Origin of the sequence: Lysobacter firmicutimachus, assembly GCF_037027445.1 — a bacterium.
Classification (GTDB): domain Bacteria; phylum Pseudomonadota; class Gammaproteobacteria; order Xanthomonadales; family Xanthomonadaceae; genus Lysobacter; species Lysobacter firmicutimachus.
The window spans coordinates 1421578-1437509 of the sequence record NZ_JBANDL010000002.1; the positions used below are offsets into that span (position 1 = coordinate 1421578).

Annotated in this window: 17 protein-coding genes; 15 read left to right on the plus strand and 2 right to left on the minus strand. The window is 69.0% G+C overall.

Features of this window, described 5'->3' with window-relative positions:
* Nucleotides 1-271 precede the first annotated feature (271 nt).
* Complete coding sequence (locus V2J18_RS06065) at nucleotides 272-499, minus strand: DUF6289 family protein (RefSeq protein ID WP_064746163.1); 228 nt, start codon at nucleotides 497-499, stop codon at nucleotides 272-274.
* A 239-nt stretch (nucleotides 500-738) separates the two neighbouring features.
* On the minus strand, nucleotides 739-969 hold the full coding sequence (locus V2J18_RS06070; RefSeq protein ID WP_064746162.1) for a DUF6289 family protein: 231 nt from the start codon (nucleotides 967-969) through the stop codon (nucleotides 739-741).
* Between the two features lie 400 nt (nucleotides 970-1369).
* Between V2J18_RS06070 and serA the strand changes: the two genes are divergently transcribed.
* The 15 genes from serA to V2J18_RS06145 all read left to right on the plus strand — a co-directional run bounded on the left by serA (nucleotide 1370) and on the right by V2J18_RS06145 (nucleotide 15860).
* The gene (gene serA, locus V2J18_RS06075; RefSeq protein ID WP_064746161.1) at nucleotides 1370-2932 is read left to right on the plus strand and encodes a phosphoglycerate dehydrogenase; all 1563 of its coding nucleotides are present in this window, start codon (nucleotides 1370-1372) and stop codon (nucleotides 2930-2932) included.
* Nucleotides 2933-2934: 2 nt separating this feature from the next.
* On the plus strand, nucleotides 2935-3579 hold the full coding sequence (locus tag V2J18_RS06080) for a histidine phosphatase family protein (RefSeq protein WP_064746160.1): 645 nt from the start codon (nucleotides 2935-2937) through the stop codon (nucleotides 3577-3579).
* Nucleotides 3580-3670: 91 nt separating this feature from the next.
* The gene (locus V2J18_RS06085) at nucleotides 3671-4276 is read left to right on the plus strand and encodes a hypothetical protein (RefSeq protein ID WP_064746159.1); all 606 of its coding nucleotides are present in this window, start codon (nucleotides 3671-3673) and stop codon (nucleotides 4274-4276) included.
* 143 nt (nucleotides 4277-4419) lie between these two features.
* On the plus strand, nucleotides 4420-5700 hold the full coding sequence (gene folC / locus V2J18_RS06090) for a bifunctional tetrahydrofolate synthase/dihydrofolate synthase (protein ID WP_064746181.1): 1281 nt from the start codon (nucleotides 4420-4422) through the stop codon (nucleotides 5698-5700).
* A gap of 135 nt (nucleotides 5701-5835) precedes the next feature.
* Complete coding sequence (locus V2J18_RS06095; protein ID WP_064746158.1) at nucleotides 5836-6951, plus strand: SPOR domain-containing protein; 1116 nt, start codon at nucleotides 5836-5838, stop codon at nucleotides 6949-6951.
* A 132-nt stretch (nucleotides 6952-7083) separates the two neighbouring features.
* Nucleotides 7084-7887: a CvpA family protein gene (locus tag V2J18_RS06100; protein WP_064746157.1), complete on the plus strand. Its 804-nt coding sequence runs from the start codon at nucleotides 7084-7086 to the stop codon at nucleotides 7885-7887.
* Nucleotides 7888-8123: 236 nt separating this feature from the next.
* Nucleotides 8124-9593 (plus strand): amidophosphoribosyltransferase, encoded by a 1470-nt coding sequence (purF, locus tag V2J18_RS06105; RefSeq protein WP_064746156.1) that lies wholly within the window; start codon nucleotides 8124-8126, stop codon nucleotides 9591-9593.
* Nucleotides 9594-9615: 22 nt separating this feature from the next.
* The gene (locus V2J18_RS06110; RefSeq protein WP_064746155.1) at nucleotides 9616-10419 is read left to right on the plus strand and encodes a ferritin-like domain-containing protein; all 804 of its coding nucleotides are present in this window, start codon (nucleotides 9616-9618) and stop codon (nucleotides 10417-10419) included.
* A 98-nt stretch (nucleotides 10420-10517) separates the two neighbouring features.
* On the plus strand, nucleotides 10518-12953 hold the full coding sequence (locus V2J18_RS06115) for a S9 family peptidase (protein ID WP_336131313.1): 2436 nt from the start codon (nucleotides 10518-10520) through the stop codon (nucleotides 12951-12953).
* Between the two features lie 292 nt (nucleotides 12954-13245).
* Nucleotides 13246-13854, plus strand: a complete 609-nt coding sequence (locus V2J18_RS06120; protein WP_336131314.1) for a DUF416 family protein — start codon at nucleotides 13246-13248, stop codon at nucleotides 13852-13854.
* Between the two features lie 53 nt (nucleotides 13855-13907).
* On the plus strand, nucleotides 13908-14402 hold the full coding sequence (locus tag V2J18_RS06125) for a DUF7919 family protein (RefSeq protein WP_064746152.1): 495 nt from the start codon (nucleotides 13908-13910) through the stop codon (nucleotides 14400-14402).
* A gap of 38 nt (nucleotides 14403-14440) precedes the next feature.
* A complete protein-coding gene (locus V2J18_RS06130; protein ID WP_064746151.1) occupies nucleotides 14441-14821 on the plus strand; it encodes a hypothetical protein in 381 nt (126 codons plus the stop codon).
* A gap of 13 nt (nucleotides 14822-14834) precedes the next feature.
* Nucleotides 14835-15185, plus strand: coding sequence for a hypothetical protein (locus tag V2J18_RS06135; protein ID WP_064746150.1), 351 nt, complete (start codon nucleotides 14835-14837; stop codon nucleotides 15183-15185).
* A 62-nt stretch (nucleotides 15186-15247) separates the two neighbouring features.
* On the plus strand, nucleotides 15248-15622 hold the full coding sequence (locus V2J18_RS06140) for a hypothetical protein (RefSeq protein ID WP_064746149.1): 375 nt from the start codon (nucleotides 15248-15250) through the stop codon (nucleotides 15620-15622).
* A 22-nt stretch (nucleotides 15623-15644) separates the two neighbouring features.
* A complete protein-coding gene (locus V2J18_RS06145) occupies nucleotides 15645-15860 on the plus strand; it encodes a hypothetical protein (protein WP_064746148.1) in 216 nt (71 codons plus the stop codon).
* Nucleotides 15861-15932: the final 72 nt, after the last annotated feature.

Sequence of the window (15932 nt, forward strand, 5' to 3'; positions counted from 1 at the left end):
GCGAGCGAGGCCGGCTCGTGTAGGAGCGGCGTCAGCCGCGACCAACCGCAGCGATGCAATACCACGCCGCCGGCCGAAGCCCCGCCGCGACTAGACCAATTGCCTTTGCCGGGTCGGTCCTGGCTTCGGGAACTCCCGCTCGCATACATCGCTCCGGCTGTCGCGGCTCACGCCGCTCCTACAGGCGGCCGAGCGCATGCGGCGAATACAAGCGCGCCAACGACGAAGGACCGGCGAGGCCGGTCCTTCGATGCCGAACGCGCGCCAGGAATCAGCGCGGATTGCAGACCAGGTGGCCGACGCTGTACTTGGCGGTGCGGACGCCGGATTCGGTCAGCACGCCTTCGCAGCTCATCTGGGCCTGGCCGACGACGTTACCGCTGGCGTCGAAGTAGACGTAGAACTCGCCGATTTCGTCCGGACCCGGCGGGCGGGCGAGGGTGGTGGTGGCGACCAGGGCGGCGACCAGGCCGAGACCGAGGGCAAACGACTTACGCATGGCGAACTCCTTATCGAGCAGTGGCGTTGCTAGGAAGATCCGGCGCAGGGCCGGATGTCGGCGATGTCCGCGCAGCACGCGCGCGCTGCGCGCCGGGCGTCGCTCGCGCCGGGCGGCGTTCGTGCGTCGCGCGCTGTTAGGACCGGTACGTTCGGTACCGTAACGACGATGCGTCCGCGAGGTTGCGACGCGCGCGGTCCCGGCCGCGGCTGCGTGCGATGCGCGGACGCAGACCGCGATCAGTTCGGATCCGGATCGCAGATGAAATAGCCGTCGCTGTAGTTCTTGGTGAACTTGCCCCACGAGGCGCGGGTGTTGTCGCAGTTGATGGCCTGATAGCCGACCACGCTGCCGTTGTCGTCGTAGTAGTAATAGAACTGGCCCGGACCGGTGGGGCCGATCGCGGCGACTGCGGCGCCGACTGCGGCGATCGCCGCGAAGCCGAGCGTCAGAGCGAGTTTCTTGCGCATGGCGTTCTCTCTTCGATGCCGGCAGAGCGCCGGCGCGAAGACGCTAGGACGACGGTCGCGATTCCACAATGTGCCGGCGTGCTCGCAATCGTATCTTTGTGACGCGGGTCCGCGGCGCAATCGTAAATTGCTTATTCCTGCACACCTGCCCTTGCGTCGCCGGACGCGGTCCGGGCAGCGCGCGAACGCACTTGCACGCGCGAGCGCGCTGACTTAGGCTGCGCGGGCAGTCGCGGATTCCCATGCCAGCCGGCCCCGTCTCCCGACCCGTGTTCGATGCCGCCCCGCGCGGCGCCGCCGTCGGCGGCATCGCGGCCCGTCCGTTCAGGGCCCGAGATCTTTCCGTAGTGCCGGCTCGCATTCGCTCCGTCGTCTGTCCCCACACGACCTGGAGCTTGCGATGAAAGTACTGGCCTGCGATGGCATTCATGAAGACGGTCTGGCCCTGTTCCGCGAAGCGGGCTGGGACGTCGTCGTATCCGACCCGATCAAGGATCCCGCCGCGCTGGCGCAGGCGCTGAACGGGGTCGATGCCGTGCTGGTGCGCTCGGCGACCAAGGTCCCGGCCGAGGCGCTCGCCGACGCCGCGCAATTGCGCGTGATCGGCCGCGCCGGCGCCGGCGTGGACACCATCGACGTCGAAGCGGCCACCGAGCGCGGCATCGCGGTGATGAACGCGCCCGACGGCAACACCCTGGCCGCGGCCGAGCACGCGATCTCGCTGCTGTTCGCCCTGGCCCGCCACATCCCGCGCGCCGACGCCGGGATGAAGGCCGGCGAGTGGCCCAAGGCCGGCCTGACCGGCTTCGAGCTGGAAGGCAAGAAGCTGGGCGTGATCGGCCTGGGCCGCATCGGCGGCACGGTCGCGCGCAAAGCGCAGGGCATCGGCATGGAAGTCGCCGCGCACGACCCCTTCCTGCCCGCATCCGCGGCCGGCAAGGGCAGCGTGCCGCTGAAGACCCTGGACGAACTGCTGGCCTGGGCCGACGTCGTCACCCTGCACATCCCGCGCACCAAGGAAACCACCAACCTGTTGTCGGAAGCGCGCATGCGCGCGATGAAGCCGGGCGCCTATCTGATCAACGCCGCGCGCGGCGGCCTGGTCGACGAGGCCGCGCTGCTGGCGCTGATCGAGGAAGGCCACATCGCCGGCGCCGCGCTCGACACCTTCGTCACCGAACCGCTGCCGGCCGATTCGCCGCTGCGCGCCAATCCCAAGCTGATCCTGACCCCGCACCTGGGCGCTTCGACCAGCGAAGCGCAACAGGCGGTCAGCACCATCCTGGCGCGGCAGATCATCGATTTCGCCGCCACCGGCGCGGTCGCCGGCTGCGTCAATCTGCCGCCGCTGACCGCCGAGGCGGCGCGCGAAGTCGGCCCGTGGATGCCGCTGATGTCTTCGCTCGGCCGGCTCGCCGCGCGCCTGATTCCGGCGCCGACCCGGTTGGAGATCACCTACGCCGGCCGCACCGACGCGCTCGACACGCGCCCGTTGACCCGGCTGCTGGTGGCCGCACTGCTCGGCACCGCTTCGGGCCGGGTGACTCCGGTCAACGCGCTGCAGGAAGCCGCGGCGCGCGGCCTGACCGTGGCCGAGACGCTGGGCGGCGACGGCGACGGTTTCGATCGCCTGCTCAAACTGCGCGTGGTCGGCGAACAACGTACCCGCGAGATCGAGGCGACTCTGCACCGCGGCCCGCGCGTGGTCCGGCTGGACGGCGTGGAAATCGAGTTCGACCCGCAGGCGCACGTGCTGCTGCTGCGCAACGAGGATCGCCCGGGCATGATCGGCGCGGTCGGCTCCAAGCTCGGCGCGGCCGGCGTCAACATCGTCAATTTCGCCCTCGGCGCGGCCGGCGACGGGCAGGCGCGCGCGGCGATCACGGTCGACCGCCCGGTCGACGACGAACAACTCGCCGCCCTGCGCGCGACTCCCGGCATCCTCTCCCTGGCGCAGGTCTGATCATGCGGATATTGCTTGCCCGTCACGGCGAAACGCCGTGGAACGCCGAAGGCCGCTACCAGGGCCAGGAAGACATCGCCTTGTCGCCGGTCGGCGAATCCCAGGCCAAGGCGCTGGGCGCACGTCTGCGCGACGTGTCGATCACCCGCGCGGTGGCCTCGCCGCTGAGCCGCGCGCGCGCCACCGCCGAGCTCGCTCTCGGCGACGAGCGCGCGTCGATGCTCAAGCTCGATCCGGGCCTGATGGAGATCGCCCACGGCACCTGGGAAGGCCTGCTCGCCAGCGAGATCCGCGAGCGCGACGGCGACCGCCTGCGCGCTTGGCGCGAAACCCCGCACGAGGTGTTGATGCCCGGCGGCGAATCGATCGTCCACGTGCTCGATCGCGCCTGGCCTGCGTTCGCGCGCGCCTGCGACGGCCTCGGCGACGACGACACCTTGCTGGTGGTCGCCCACGACGCGGTCAACCGGGTGCTGCTGTGCAAAGTGCTCGGCATTCCGCTGGCCAAGCTGTGGACCTTCCGCCAGGCACCGACCACGCTCAACCTGCTGGAAGGCGACAACGTCGATCGGCTCGACGTGGTGCGGCTGAACGACTGCAGCCACCACACCGCGTTGTTCGGCGAAGCGGTGCACCGGGCGTTGTAAGCCGCCGCGGCCGCCGTTAGGGTGCGCGTGTCCGGACGGCCGGGCCCGCGCGCCGCGCGGGCGGCCGCCGGAGCGAAGAGGAACGGACTCGGTGGCGGATCAAGACGAATCCGGCGAGCGCGGCTCGCCGTTGTGGGTGCCGGGCGGCTGGGCCGGCCTGCTGTTGTTGCTGGTCGCGGGGCTGGCGGTGTTCGGCTACACCGCGGTGACCTTCGTGCCCGCGCCCTGGCTGGCCGGGCCGGTCGGCTACGGCTTGGCGATCCTGTCGGGGCTGGGGCTGCTGTGGCTGTTTCCGCGCCAGTCGCTGTCCGGCAGGCACAGCGTACAGTCGCTGCCGTTGCCGCAGCCGCTGGTCTTGGGCCTGTTCGGCATCGCGCTCAGCGCCATGAGCTGGTTCGCGCTGACTCTGGGCTTGCCGGGCTTGATCAACGAAGTGGCCGGTCATCGGGTCGAGGAGCCCTCGGTCATGCTCGGCCGGGTCCAGCACAGCCGGCGACGCTGCGATTACCGCATGGTCGGCGGACTGGCCGAGCGCACGCTGCGCGGCTATCTGTGCGTGGATCGCGACTTGGCCCTGCGCCATCTGAACGCGCCCGGCGCCGTGCGGGTCGTCGGCCGGCGCACGGCGCTGGGCTTGTCCGTGGTATCGGTCGAAGCCGAGCGTCCGGGCCGCCGCACCGATTCGACGACGCGCTGACCGCGGCGCTGGCGTCCGGCGGCATACTCGCCGCTCCGCCGCTCCGCCGCTCCGGTCCGCCGGCGCGGCTATCGTCGCTTTGCCCGCCTGGGCCGTCGCGGCCGGTGGCGCCGGCCGGCCTTCGCATCTGCGAAAATGCGCCGATGAACCGCACGCTCGCCGACTGGCTGTCCCACATCGAACGCATCCACCCCAAGTCCATCGACATGGGCCTGGACCGCATCCGCGAAGTCGCCCAGCGGATGCGCCTGGGCCGGCCCGGGCGCCGGGTGATCACCGTCGGCGGCACCAACGGCAAGGGCTCGACCGTGGCCTTCATCGAGGCCATGGCCCGCGCCGCCGGCTGGACGGTCGGCGCCTACACCTCGCCGCACCTGCTGGCCTACAACGAGCGCATCCGCATCGACGGGCGCGACGCCGCCGACGCCGACATCGTCGCCGCGTTCGAGGCCATCGAGGCCGCGCGCGGCGAGACCGCGCTGACCTATTTCGAATACGGCACCCTGGCGGCGCTGTGGTCGTTCGAGCGCGCCGGGCTGGACCTGGCGATCCTCGAAGTCGGCCTGGGCGGGCGCCTGGACGCGACCAATCTGGTCGACGCCGACGTCGCCGTGATCACCACCGTCGATCTCGACCACCAGGACTACCTCGGCCACGACCGCGAAAGCATCGGCTTCGAGAAGGCCGGCATCGCCCGCGCCTGGAAGCCGTTGGTGCTGGGCGACGACGACCCGCCGTCGAGCGTGCTGCGCCATGCCTATGTCATCGGCGCTTCGGCGGTGCGCGCCGGCTGCGACTTCTTCTTCGCGCCGACGCCGCCCGAGCCCGGTCAGCCGCCGCAGTGGCGCTGGCGCGAGGTCGGTTTCGGCGTCGACCTGCCGATGCCGGCGCTGGCCGCGCCGGTGCAGATGCGCAACGCCGCGGTCGCGATCGCCGCACTGCGCGCGCTGGGCAAGGCGCCGAACCGGCAGCAACTGGCCGAGGGCGTGGCCGCGGCGCGGGTGCCGGGGCGCTTGCAGCGCTTCGAGCGCGACGGGGTCGAGATCGTGGTCGACGTCGGCCACAACCCGCAGGCCGCGCGCGAGCTGGCCGCCTGGCTGACCGCGCAGCCGGCCGCCGGCCGCACCCAGGCGGTGTTCGCCGCGCTGGCCGACAAGGACGCGCCCGGCGTGGTCGCGGCCCTGGCCGAGCGCATCGACGCCTGGCATCTGGCCGGTCTGGGAGATGCCGGCGCGCGCGGACAGAGCGCGCAAGCGCTGGTCGAACGCCTGCGCGGCAGCGCCGCCGGCACCGGCACGGCGCATGCGGACGTGGACGCGGCCCTGGCCGCGGCGCGCACCGATGCACGCCCGGGCGACCGCATCCTGGTGCTGGGTTCGTTCCACACCGCGGCCGCGGCCCTGGCCTGGCTCGGCGCGCACTGAGCCGGGACGGCCGCAGGGCCGTGCCGAGTCGGGCGTTTCTGAATGCATCGCGCCGGCGCGCGTCCGAACCCCGGCCGGCGCCGCCGACGGGGGTATAATTCGCGCCGGTAACCGGTCCGCGAGCATCCCATAGCGATGGAACCTGCCCTGAAACAGCGATTGATCGGTGCGATGGTGTTGGTCGCACTGGCGGTGATCTTCCTGCCCATGCTGATCAAGGGGCCCGCGCCTGAAAGCGGCGCGTCCGACGTTCCGCTGTCCCTGCCCGACGCGCCCAAGGGCGACACCGAAACCCGCGAGCTGCCGTTGGTGACTCCGGGCGACGCGCCGCAAGGCGGCGTGGTCGGCCTGGACGGCGCCGCGCCGGCCGGCGACAGCCAGACCCTGCCGACGGTCGATACCGCGGCGCAGAACCAGGGCATGCATCCGGCCGCGACCGCGGGCGGCAACTACGCGGTCAGCTTCGGCAGCTACGCCAGCGCCGGCGACGCCGACAAGGTGATCGCCGCGCTGCGCGCCGCGCGCCTGCCGGGTTATCAGGAAACCGCATTGGGCGCCGGCGGGCGCACCGTGCACCGGGTCCGGATCGGGCCGTTCGCGACCCAGGCCGACGCCGAGGCCGCGCGCCTGGGCTCGACCAAGGTCCGCAACGACGTCAACGCCAAGGTGGTGGTGCTCGACGCCGACGCCGCCGAACCGGCCGGCGCCGCGCCGGTCGCGACCGCGCCGGCGGTCAGCGCGCCGCAACCCCTGGCCGACAGCCCGCCGGCCAAGCCCGCGCCGCTGCCGGCGGAAACGGCCAAGCCCGTGGCCGCCAAGCCTGTTCCGGCCCAGCCCCAACCCGTCAAGCCCGAACCGGCCAAGCCGGTGGCGAGCAAGCCTGCGGAAACCAAGCCGGCGTCCAAGCCGGCCGAAACCAAGCCGGCCGAAACCAAACCCGTCGCCGAGGCCAAGCCGGTGCCGGCCAAGCCCGCCGACGCCGCCAAGCCGGCGCCCAAGCCGGCCGCGTCCGGCACCGGCTTCGCCGTCCAGCTCGGCGCCTTCGGCAATGTGGAAGAAGCCAACAAGCTGCGCGATCGCGCGCGCGCCGCCGGCTTCAGCGCCTTCGTCGAACAGGTCCGTACCGACAAGGGCACGCTCAACCGCGTGCGCCTCGGTCCGGTGGTCAATCGCGCCGACGCCGACAAGCTCAAGGCCCAGGTCGCGGGCAAGCTGGGCGTCGGCGACGCGCTGGTCAAGCCGCACCCGTAAGCCAACGGGCGACGGCGCAGCAATCAGGGGCCGGCGCAGGGCGCGCCGGCGCAACGCGCATCGTGGACGCGCTTCGAGGCGGGGGATCGCCATGATCGAGGTCGCGCCGATGCGCAGAGGGAGCGGCACGCTATGACGGCATTGGATTGGGGTTTGGCGTTGATCGTCGGCTTGTCGGCCTTGCTCGGCCTGGCCCGCGGACTGATCGGCGTGGCGGCCTCGCTGGCGGCCTGGCTGCTGGCGGGGGTGGCCGCGGTCGTGTTCGGCGGCGACGTCGGCCGCAGCCTCGGCGACGGCCAGGTCGGCTGGGGCGAATACCTCGGCGGTTATGCGCTGTGCTTCGTCGTGGTCTGGGTGGGCGTGGGTCTGATCGGCTGGGTCGTGCGCCGGATCGCGCATTCCTATGGTCTGTCGGAGATGGACCGATTGCTGGGCCTGGCGTTGGGCGCGGTGCGCGGAGTGATCTTCGCCTGCGCCTTGCTGGTGTTCCTGGGCATGACCACGCTGCCGCGCGAACGCGCCTGGCGCGAGTCGGGCCTGGCCGCGGTGCTGATGCCGGGCGCCGAACTGATGCGCAGCGCCTTGCCGGAGGCGATGGCGCGCAAGGTCGACCTGGAGGGCCGCGGTACCTCATTGCAGGCCTCGGTGCAGGAACAGGCCGAAGGCCTGGAAAAGGAGTTGAAAGGCCGCCTGCCGAAAGGATTGCCGGATGCGCTCGGCGACCCGGCGGCGACTGCGGCCGGCAAGCCCCAGGGCGGAGCGCTGCCGCAGGCCTTGCCGGAAGATCTGGGCGGGCTGTCGCAGGCCTTGCCTGCAGCGGTGCGCGACCTCATACCGGGGGCGAACCGCGGCGCGGACCGCGCGCAAACGGGACGGGTCGAAGGCGATCCGGCCCAGGTCGATTCGGAACGGCGCGACGACAAGCAGGTGCAGTAACGGCCGCGCGCATCGGCGCAGCGGCCGGCGGACGACGGACCGGGACGACGGCAAGGCGAAACACGGCGGATGGCGCGGCACGGCGCCGGGCGGAGCGCGAACGGGCGCAGCGTGGAATCGCGACGGGGACGGCCCCGGCGCAAGGCAACACGATCGAAGCAAGACTTTCTTTCATCGCGGCGGTGCCGTCGACCGGCGCCGCGCAGACACCAGACTCTCAGCAGGATTCAAGCGCTATGTGCGGCATTCTCGGAATCGTCGGCAACACGGATGTCGCCGCCCAGCTCTACGACGGCTTGACGGTGCTGCAGCACCGCGGCCAGGACGCGGCCGGCATCGCCACCGCCGACGGCAGCCGCCTGCGCGTGCACAAGGGCAACGGCCTGGTCAGCGATGTGTTCGACGAAGCCTCGATGCGCCTGCTCGAAGGCCGGGTCGGCATCGGCCACTGCCGCTACCCGACCGCCGGCAGCGAAGGCTCGGACGAGGCGCAGCCGTTCTACGTCAACTCGCCGTTCGGCATCGCCCTGGCCCACAACGGCAACCTGATCAACACCGATACCCTGCGCCGCGAGGTGTTCGAGCAGGACCGCCGCAACGTCAACACCGAGTCCGACTCGGAAGTGCTGCTCAACGTGTTCGCCCACGAACTCGACCGCCAGCGCGCGCTGACGGCCGAGGCGGCCTTCGCCGCCATCGAGGGCGTGCACCGCCGCTGCATCGGCGGCTATGCGGTGGTCGCGACCGTGCTCGGCCTGGGCCTGGTCGCGTTCCGCGACCCGCACGGCATCCGCCCGCTGGTGCTGGGCAAGCGCAACGTCGGCGGCCAGGACGAATACGCGGTCGCTTCCGAATCGGTCGCGCTGGACCTGCTCGGCTTCGAGCGCGTGCGCGACGTGCGCCCGGGCGAAGGCATCGTGGTGACGCCGCGCGGCGAGCTGTTCGCGCACCAGTGCGCCGAGCCGCGCAAGCACACGCCGTGCATCTTCGAGTACGTGTACTTCGCCCGTCCCGATTCGATGATGGACGACGTCTCGGTGCACAAGGCGCGCATGCGCATGGGCCAGACCCTGGGCGAGAAGATTCTGCGCCTGCGTCCGGACCACGACATCGACGTGGTGATCCCGATCCCCGACACCTCGCGCGATTCGGCGCTGGAGATCGCCAACACCCTCGGGGTGAAGTACCGCGAGGGCTTCATCAAGAACCGCTACGTCGGCCGCACCTTCATCATGCCGGGGCAGGGCGAGCGGGCGAAATCGGTGCGGCGCAAGCTCAACCCGATTCCGCTGGAGTTCCGCAACCGGGTGGTGCTGCTGGTCGACGACTCGATCGTGCGCGGCACCACCTCGCGCCAGATCGTGCAGATGGCGCGCGACGCCGGCGCGCGCAAGGTCTACCTGGCCTCGGCCGCGCCGCCGGTGCGCTACCCCAACGTCTACGGCATCGACATGCCCTCGGCCGAGGAACTGGTCGCGCACGGCCGCAGCGACGAAGACGTGCAGACCTTGCTCGGCTGCGACTGGCTGATCTACCAGGACCTCAGCGACCTGGAGCAGGCGGTGTCCGGGCCCAAGCACCGGATCGAGCATTTCGATTCGTCCTGCTTCAACGGCGACTACGTCACCGGCATCGAGCCGGGCTATTTCGAGCGCATCCAGCAGCTGCGTTCGGACGACGCCAAGAAAAGCCGCCGCGCTTCGTAAGCGCGGCCTGGACGGACCCGGCATGGACTTGTTCGACGCCGCCCGCGCCTGCCTCGACGCGGATACGCCCGAAGCCAAGGTCGAGCTGAGCTTCGCCTATGCGGCGGCGTTCGAACGCGGCGAACTGGCGATTCCCGCCGATGCGCCGCCGCCGCAGCCGATCCGCATGCCGGGCCGGCCGCCGCGGCCGGCGCTGGTGCACCCGCGCGAACTGCCCAAGCGCGGCTTCGGCACCGCCGAGGGCCGCGCCGCCTTCATCCACGCCATCGCCCATATCGAGTTCAACGCCATCGACCTGGGTTGGGACGCGGTCTACCGTTTCCGCGGCCTGCCGGCGCAGTTCTACGCCGACTGGGTCGGGGTGGCCCAGGACGAAGCGCGCCACTTCGGCCTGCTGCGCGCGCGCCTGCGCGAGCTGGGCTACGACTACGGCGATTTCGACGCCCACAACGGCCTGTGGGAAATGGCCGAAAAAACCGCCCACGACGGCCTGGCGCGAATGGCGCTGGTGCCGCGCGTGCTGGAGGCGCGTGGGCTCGACGTCACGCCGGGGATGATCGTCAAGCTGCGCTCGCTCGGCGACACCGACACGGTGGCGATCCTGGAAACCATCCTGCGCGAGGAAGTCGCCCACGTCGCCGCCGGTTCGCGCTGGTTCCGCTGGTACTGCGAGCGCGCCGGAGTCGATCCCAATCCGCGCTTCCGCGAACTGCTGGCCGAGTACGCCCGCGCCGTGCTGTACGGGCCGTTCAATTTGGAAGCGCGCAGCGCCGCCGGTTTCGACGAGGAAGAGCTGCGCATGCTCGAGGCCTTCGTCGAGCGCTGATTCCGCGCTGCGCCGCAGCAGCCGGCGGGCAGGCCGGGACAAGCCAGCCGCCCGATGATGTGCCATCGTCGCGGTTCCGCACCAGGGAGAGGTAGGGGATGAAGCGATCCATCGCACTGGCCGCGCTGTGGGCGGCGAGCGCGGCCGCCGCGCCGCCGGCGCTGACCGGCGAGGACTATGCCCGCGCCGAAAAGCTGCTCGACTACCGCCTGCGCGGCACGATCAAGAACGCCCGCATCGAGCCGCAATGGCTGGCCGACGGCCGCTTCTGGTACCGCTGCGACGGCGAGCAAGGGCCGGAGTACGTGCTGGTCGACCCGGCCGCGCGCGGCCGCCAACCGCTGTTCGACCCGCCGCGCCTGCACGCGGCGATGCGCGCCGTCGTGCCGGCGGCCGCGGCGCCGCAACCGCTGGCGGTCGAAGCCGACGGCGATGCCCTGCGCCTGCGCCTGCGCGGCGACGGCGAGCGCGAACTGGACTGCGAGCTGCGCGAGTATCGTTGCCAAGCCATGCCGGCGCGCAGCGATCCCTTGGCCCTGGTCTCGCCCGACGGCGCCCGCGCGGTGTTCGTGCGCGATCACAACCTGTGGCTGCGCGACCTGCGCAGCGGCGCCGAGCGCGCGCTGACCCGCGACGGCGAGCCGCACTATGGCTACGGTACGCTGCCCGACTTCGCCCTGCGCGCGGTGCCCAGCCGACAAGGCCGCTGGCGCGCGCCGCCGTTCGCGCTGCGCTGGTCGCCGGACGGCCGGCGCCTGTTCGGCACCCGCTTCGACGAACGCCGCGTCCAGCCCTATCCGATGGTGGCGATGGCGCCGGCCGACGGATTCCGGCCCAAGGTCTACGATGTGCGCCTGAGCCTGCTGGGCGACGCCGAGAGCGTGCGCGACGAATGGTACGCGGTCGATGTCGACAGCGCCGCGGCCGACGGCGCTGCGGTGCGGCGGATCGCGATTCCGCTCGGCTGGAACAACGTCGCCGAAGCCGACGTGCTCGGCTGGTCCGGCGATGGCCGCCGCGCCTACGCGGCGATCGCCCGCTACGACCGTCCGGCGCGGATGCGCCTGGTCGAGGTCGACCTCGACCGAGGCGTGCTGCGCGAGGTGCTGGAAGAGCGTTCCGACACCCGCATCCAGCTCAACGACTACCTCTACAGTCGTCCGGCGGTGCGCATACTGGCGGCGCGCAATCGGGCGGTGTGGTTCTCCGAGCGCGACGGTTGGGGCCATCTGTACCTGGTCGATCTCGGCGACGGCCGGGTGCTGCGCCGGCTGACCCGCGGCGATTGGCTGGTGCGCGATCTGGTCGGGGTCGACGAGGCGCGCGGCGAGTTGTACTTCACCGCCGGCGGACGCGAGCCGGGCGATCCCTATCAGCGCCGGCTGTACCGAGCGAGCCTGGACGGCGGCGAGCCGGTGCTGCTGACGCCGGAAGCGGCCGACCACGCGGTCGACCCCGGCGCCAGCGCGATCCTCGGCGGCGCGCCGAAGCAATGGCTGTCGCCGAACGGCGACTACGTGGTCGACAGCTATTCGACGCTGGACGCGCCGCCGCGCGCCGTGCTGCGCTCGACCCGCGACGGCGCGGTGGTGATGGAACTCGAACGCGCCGACGCCTCGGTCGCCTACGCCGCCGGCTGGCGCCCGCCGCAACGGGTGCGGCTGAAGGCGGCCGACGGGCGCAGCGACATCTACGCGACCGTGTTCCTGCCGCCGGGCTATTCGGCCGACGACGCGCAGCCGAAGCAGTATCCGATCATCGACGGCTTCTACGGCGGCCCGCAGATCACCAATGCCCCGGTCGCCCTGGCCGATGCGGTCGCGGCGACCAACCCGGTCTCGCGCGCCAGCCTCGCCGCACTCGGGTTCGTCGTCGTCACCATCGACGCGCGCGGCACGCCGGGGCGCGCGCAGGCCTTCCACGACGCCAGCTTCGGCCCGTTCGCCGATCCGCAGATCGACGACCATGTCGCCGCGATCCGGCAACTCGCCGAGCGTTATCCCGGCCTCGACCTCGATCGGGTCGGCGTCTACGGCCATTCCTTCGGCGGCTATGCCTCGACCCGCGCGATCCTGCGCCGCCCCGAGTTCTACCGCGTCGCGGTGTCCTCGGCCGGCAGCCACAACTACCAGGGCATGTACGGCGGCGGCGTGCACGGCCTGGAGCGCCTGCTCGCTGGCCCGCCGGTGTACGGCGAGTCCGGCCCGCGCCGGCCCGCGCCCGACGCGGTGCCCGACAACTACCGCGCGCTCGACAACGCCAGCCTCGCCGACCGGCTGCGCGGCAAGCTGCTCTTGGTCTACGGCGACCTGGACGAGAACGCGTTGCCGGCGACCACGGTGCAGTTGACCGCAGCGCTGATCCGCGCCGACAAGGATTTCGATCTGCTTTACCTGCCGAACCAGGACCACGAATTGTTCCGCAACGACGCCTATTACACCCGGCGCATGTGGGACTACTTCGTGCGTCACTTGATGGGCAGCGAACCGCCCCGCGACTACCGCCTGCAGCAGCCGGCGAAACCGGGACTATGAGTACGCTAAGAATGGTCTCGTGGCAAAGAGGGCTTCAAGTTGTCTCGTTGATCAAAGATGTTCGAGATTTTTCTACGAGATCGTTGGCGTCGGCAAAAGAAGAGGTCGAAAGGCTGCTTGATGGTCATTCGGTCGTTCTTCATTTTTCAACCGACGAAAAGAAAGACGAATTCAAAAAAAGAGCAGAGCGTCTGGGGGTGGTTTTCGAATAAGAGCTGAGGCTCGACGACCTAATGCGAGTGCCTAAGCTGGGCTCGCGATTCGGGAGGGCGACGGGGCGAAGGGTCGTCAGATGAAACATGCGGCATTTGATAGGAATGCGCTGCTCAAGAAGCTGGCGCGATTGGATCGATGGCGGAAACTCGGATTCGGCATCCTATGCTGTGACAGGCTCATGCCCAACTATCAAAACTTCCAGCAAGACGCCGAGTGGGGCGATGTGCTGTTTCTGTGCCGCGCGCTGGAACTGGCCCGATCCGATCTCGGTGGTATCGGAAGTGATGCGAATTTAGTACGGCGGTTGATGACCGAATGCGAACAATTGGCGCCGAGCTCGGAGGATTTCACTGCGCTGCGGACTGCTTCGGCCCAGGATGCCTGTTTCGCTGTTTGCAGCCTGCTCGAGCACCTCGTCGATGGAGGAGCGGAGCGCATTGTTACGATTGCGACTTATGCTACGGATTCGGTGGATCTCTATGTCCAGGAGACCGAGGGCATGGATCCCGACGATGCAAGGCTTGAAGCCGGAATTCTCGAACATCCGCTCATGCAACAGGAGTTGGATCGCCAGCACTGCGATCTTGAACTCGTGTCGCGCTCGGCCCTGAGTCGTGCCGATCTCGCTCGCGCGATTTCTACCGATTCTTCAGGCAGTAGGGGGGGCCTTGAGCTGCCAGGTTGACGCTCCATCTTGAGGGGTAGGGCTCGATTCTTTAGTCGCACGCAGTCGGTGATATGGATATGGCGCACTTCCAGGACGGTTCCGATTACTGCTATTCCGAGTACTTCGAAGCTCCCGGCACGGTCAACGTGGGGTGGCTTGGGAACGGGATGTCGTTCCCTCGGTATCCTCCATCGGAAGAACTGCTGTCGTTGATTTGGCAGTACACACAATTCTCGGTCGCCCGAGCGCGGGGTGTGCACTATCGTGACCTGTGTACATCGGCGCGATGCGTCGAGGAGCGAGACGGGCTTGCCTTGTTGCTCGGAGCGGCGGAGATGAGGGTGTTCGGTTCGGAAGGCGTGATCTATGCCGCACCCAACATGCTCTATCACTACGTCAGAGTTCATCACTATCAGCCGCCCGAAGCCTTTGTGCGCGCTTTGCAGGAGCAGCCTGCGCCCCCGGACCCGTTCTACTTCGAGCGGTTGAGCGCGCTGGGGCTGGAGTGGAGCGAGGCGCTTGTGTACACGCCTTCGATGATCCGTCCTCGGCTTAGGCCGGACTGAGATGCCGACGATCTAGTGAGCTCGTGCCGACATCTCTTATGATTGCTCCCCAGTCGATCGAGTGGCTGGCGATCGGCGATGTAGCGTATCGCGCATACTTTGCTGGCATGATGCAGCGGTGTGCGACGGGCCGGTCGGGCTTTGTCCGAGACAGGCCTGAGGCGGATAGGCCGAATCCTGGCGTCTACTCGAAAGCCGTCAAGAACTGCATGGTGCTCGATCTTCCGCCCGTCGACGAGGTCGGGCCTATCGAGTTAGCGAGATTGCACGAACTACTTTCGGCGAGCATCGAAGTTTGGACTCCGGACGCGGCGATAGCCACATCGATGGAGCGGATGATGCAACGTGGGGGAGGGGTGCCTTGGACATCGAAGGGCTGGTTCAATTATGAGCGTCGCAGCGGCATCGCCCAAGGTTGATAGGGCGTCGAGCATGGTCCTGGCACCGGATCGATTGCCCACCGGCTTTGTCTACCCGGCGCAATTCCTGCGCATCGTGGAACTCGGCCTGCTTGATCTGGAGCCATGGTGCCTGCTCGGTGGCGAAGCGTTGCGCGCGGCGAACGAAGGTCTGCGTGCGCGCTACCCGCAGCGCTCGTTGGTGCCGTTCGCGCGGCGCCAGGACAACGACGATACCGCTTGCTGGGACGCCGCAGAGCCGGATCGGGTGGTGGTGATACACGACTTTGCATCGAGTGGCTGGGAACGGCGCGCCAGTTACGACAGTTTCTACGAATGGCTGCGGCAGGCTATCGACGATCTGATAGATTTCGATCGCGGTTGATTCGGAGTACCGGAAGATTGCAGCGAAAGCTGTTTCGCGAGTCGAAAAGCTAGGAGGTCGAGGTGCTCGAAAATGAAGTCTTCGGGGTCAGGGCGGCCGTTCGTATCTACTATCCGGGCGATATGCATGATCTGGCCGCCCTGCTTGCGGATGCCTTCGAGATCGACGGCTTCTCGATCGAGCCCGAGGAGTACGAGCCATTCGAGGAGGTGGGTTTCGCTGAAGCGTTCGGCTTCGAGGCTTGGCTAAGCCGATGGCCCGAGGAAGATGGGGCATGGTTTGGATTGGAACTGTGCACCGACGATTCGATCGAGGAAGTTCTGCACGGCAGGATGCACGATATTTCCGGGTGGCTTGCGCGATTTGTAGCCAACACGTGCAATCTGCCTGCGATTGCGGTGCATGAAAGATGGGGCGTTGATCGCGAGGGAGGCTAGGGTGTCCAGCATAGAATCCGAAATGATCGAGGCCTTCATTAGCGGCTTGAAAGACGGCGGTTGCTCGAAAACGGAAACGATCTCGAAGGTTGCTGAGAAATTCGAAGTCGACTTGGGGCGTGCCAAGTTGCTAGTCCACGAGAGCCTGGCCTGGCGAAAGCAGAAGATGGAGCACGACCGTTTTGTCGATACTATCGTCGAGGCCATCGAGGATGAGCGAAAAGGCCGCAGGAGCTAAACCTTGTTATGGATACTCATGAAACGGTCACCGAATGGAGCGACATCGAGTTCGGTAAAGCGTTTGGTTTCG

Excerpts from the sequence above, each read along its gene's own strand:
- V2J18_RS06065 (WP_064746163.1), bottom strand. The coding sequence starts at position 499 with ATGCGTAAGTCGTTTGCCCTCGGTCTCGGCCTGGTCGCCGCCCTGGTC.
- V2J18_RS06070 (WP_064746162.1), bottom strand. The coding sequence starts at position 969 with ATGCGCAAGAAACTCGCTCTGACGCTCGGCTTCGCGGCGATCGCCGCA.
- serA (WP_064746161.1), top strand. The coding sequence starts at position 1,370 with ATGAAAGTACTGGCCTGCGATGGCATTCATGAAGACGGTCTGGCCCTG.
- V2J18_RS06080 (WP_064746160.1), top strand. The coding sequence starts at position 2,935 with ATGCGGATATTGCTTGCCCGTCACGGCGAAACGCCGTGGAACGCCGAA.
- folC (WP_064746181.1), top strand. The coding sequence starts at position 4,420 with ATGAACCGCACGCTCGCCGACTGGCTGTCCCACATCGAACGCATCCAC.
- V2J18_RS06095 (WP_064746158.1), top strand. The coding sequence starts at position 5,836 with ATGGAACCTGCCCTGAAACAGCGATTGATCGGTGCGATGGTGTTGGTC.
- V2J18_RS06100 (WP_064746157.1), top strand. The coding sequence starts at position 7,084 with ATGACGGCATTGGATTGGGGTTTGGCGTTGATCGTCGGCTTGTCGGCC.
- purF (WP_064746156.1), top strand. The coding sequence starts at position 8,124 with ATGTGCGGCATTCTCGGAATCGTCGGCAACACGGATGTCGCCGCCCAG.
- V2J18_RS06110 (WP_064746155.1), top strand. The coding sequence starts at position 9,616 with ATGGACTTGTTCGACGCCGCCCGCGCCTGCCTCGACGCGGATACGCCC.
- V2J18_RS06115 (WP_336131313.1), top strand. The coding sequence starts at position 10,518 with ATGAAGCGATCCATCGCACTGGCCGCGCTGTGGGCGGCGAGCGCGGCC.
- V2J18_RS06120 (WP_336131314.1), top strand. The coding sequence starts at position 13,246 with ATGAAACATGCGGCATTTGATAGGAATGCGCTGCTCAAGAAGCTGGCG.
- V2J18_RS06125 (WP_064746152.1), top strand. The coding sequence starts at position 13,908 with ATGGATATGGCGCACTTCCAGGACGGTTCCGATTACTGCTATTCCGAG.
- V2J18_RS06130 (WP_064746151.1), top strand. The coding sequence starts at position 14,441 with ATGATTGCTCCCCAGTCGATCGAGTGGCTGGCGATCGGCGATGTAGCG.
- V2J18_RS06135 (WP_064746150.1), top strand. The coding sequence starts at position 14,835 with ATGGTCCTGGCACCGGATCGATTGCCCACCGGCTTTGTCTACCCGGCG.
- V2J18_RS06145 (WP_064746148.1), top strand. The coding sequence starts at position 15,645 with ATGATCGAGGCCTTCATTAGCGGCTTGAAAGACGGCGGTTGCTCGAAA.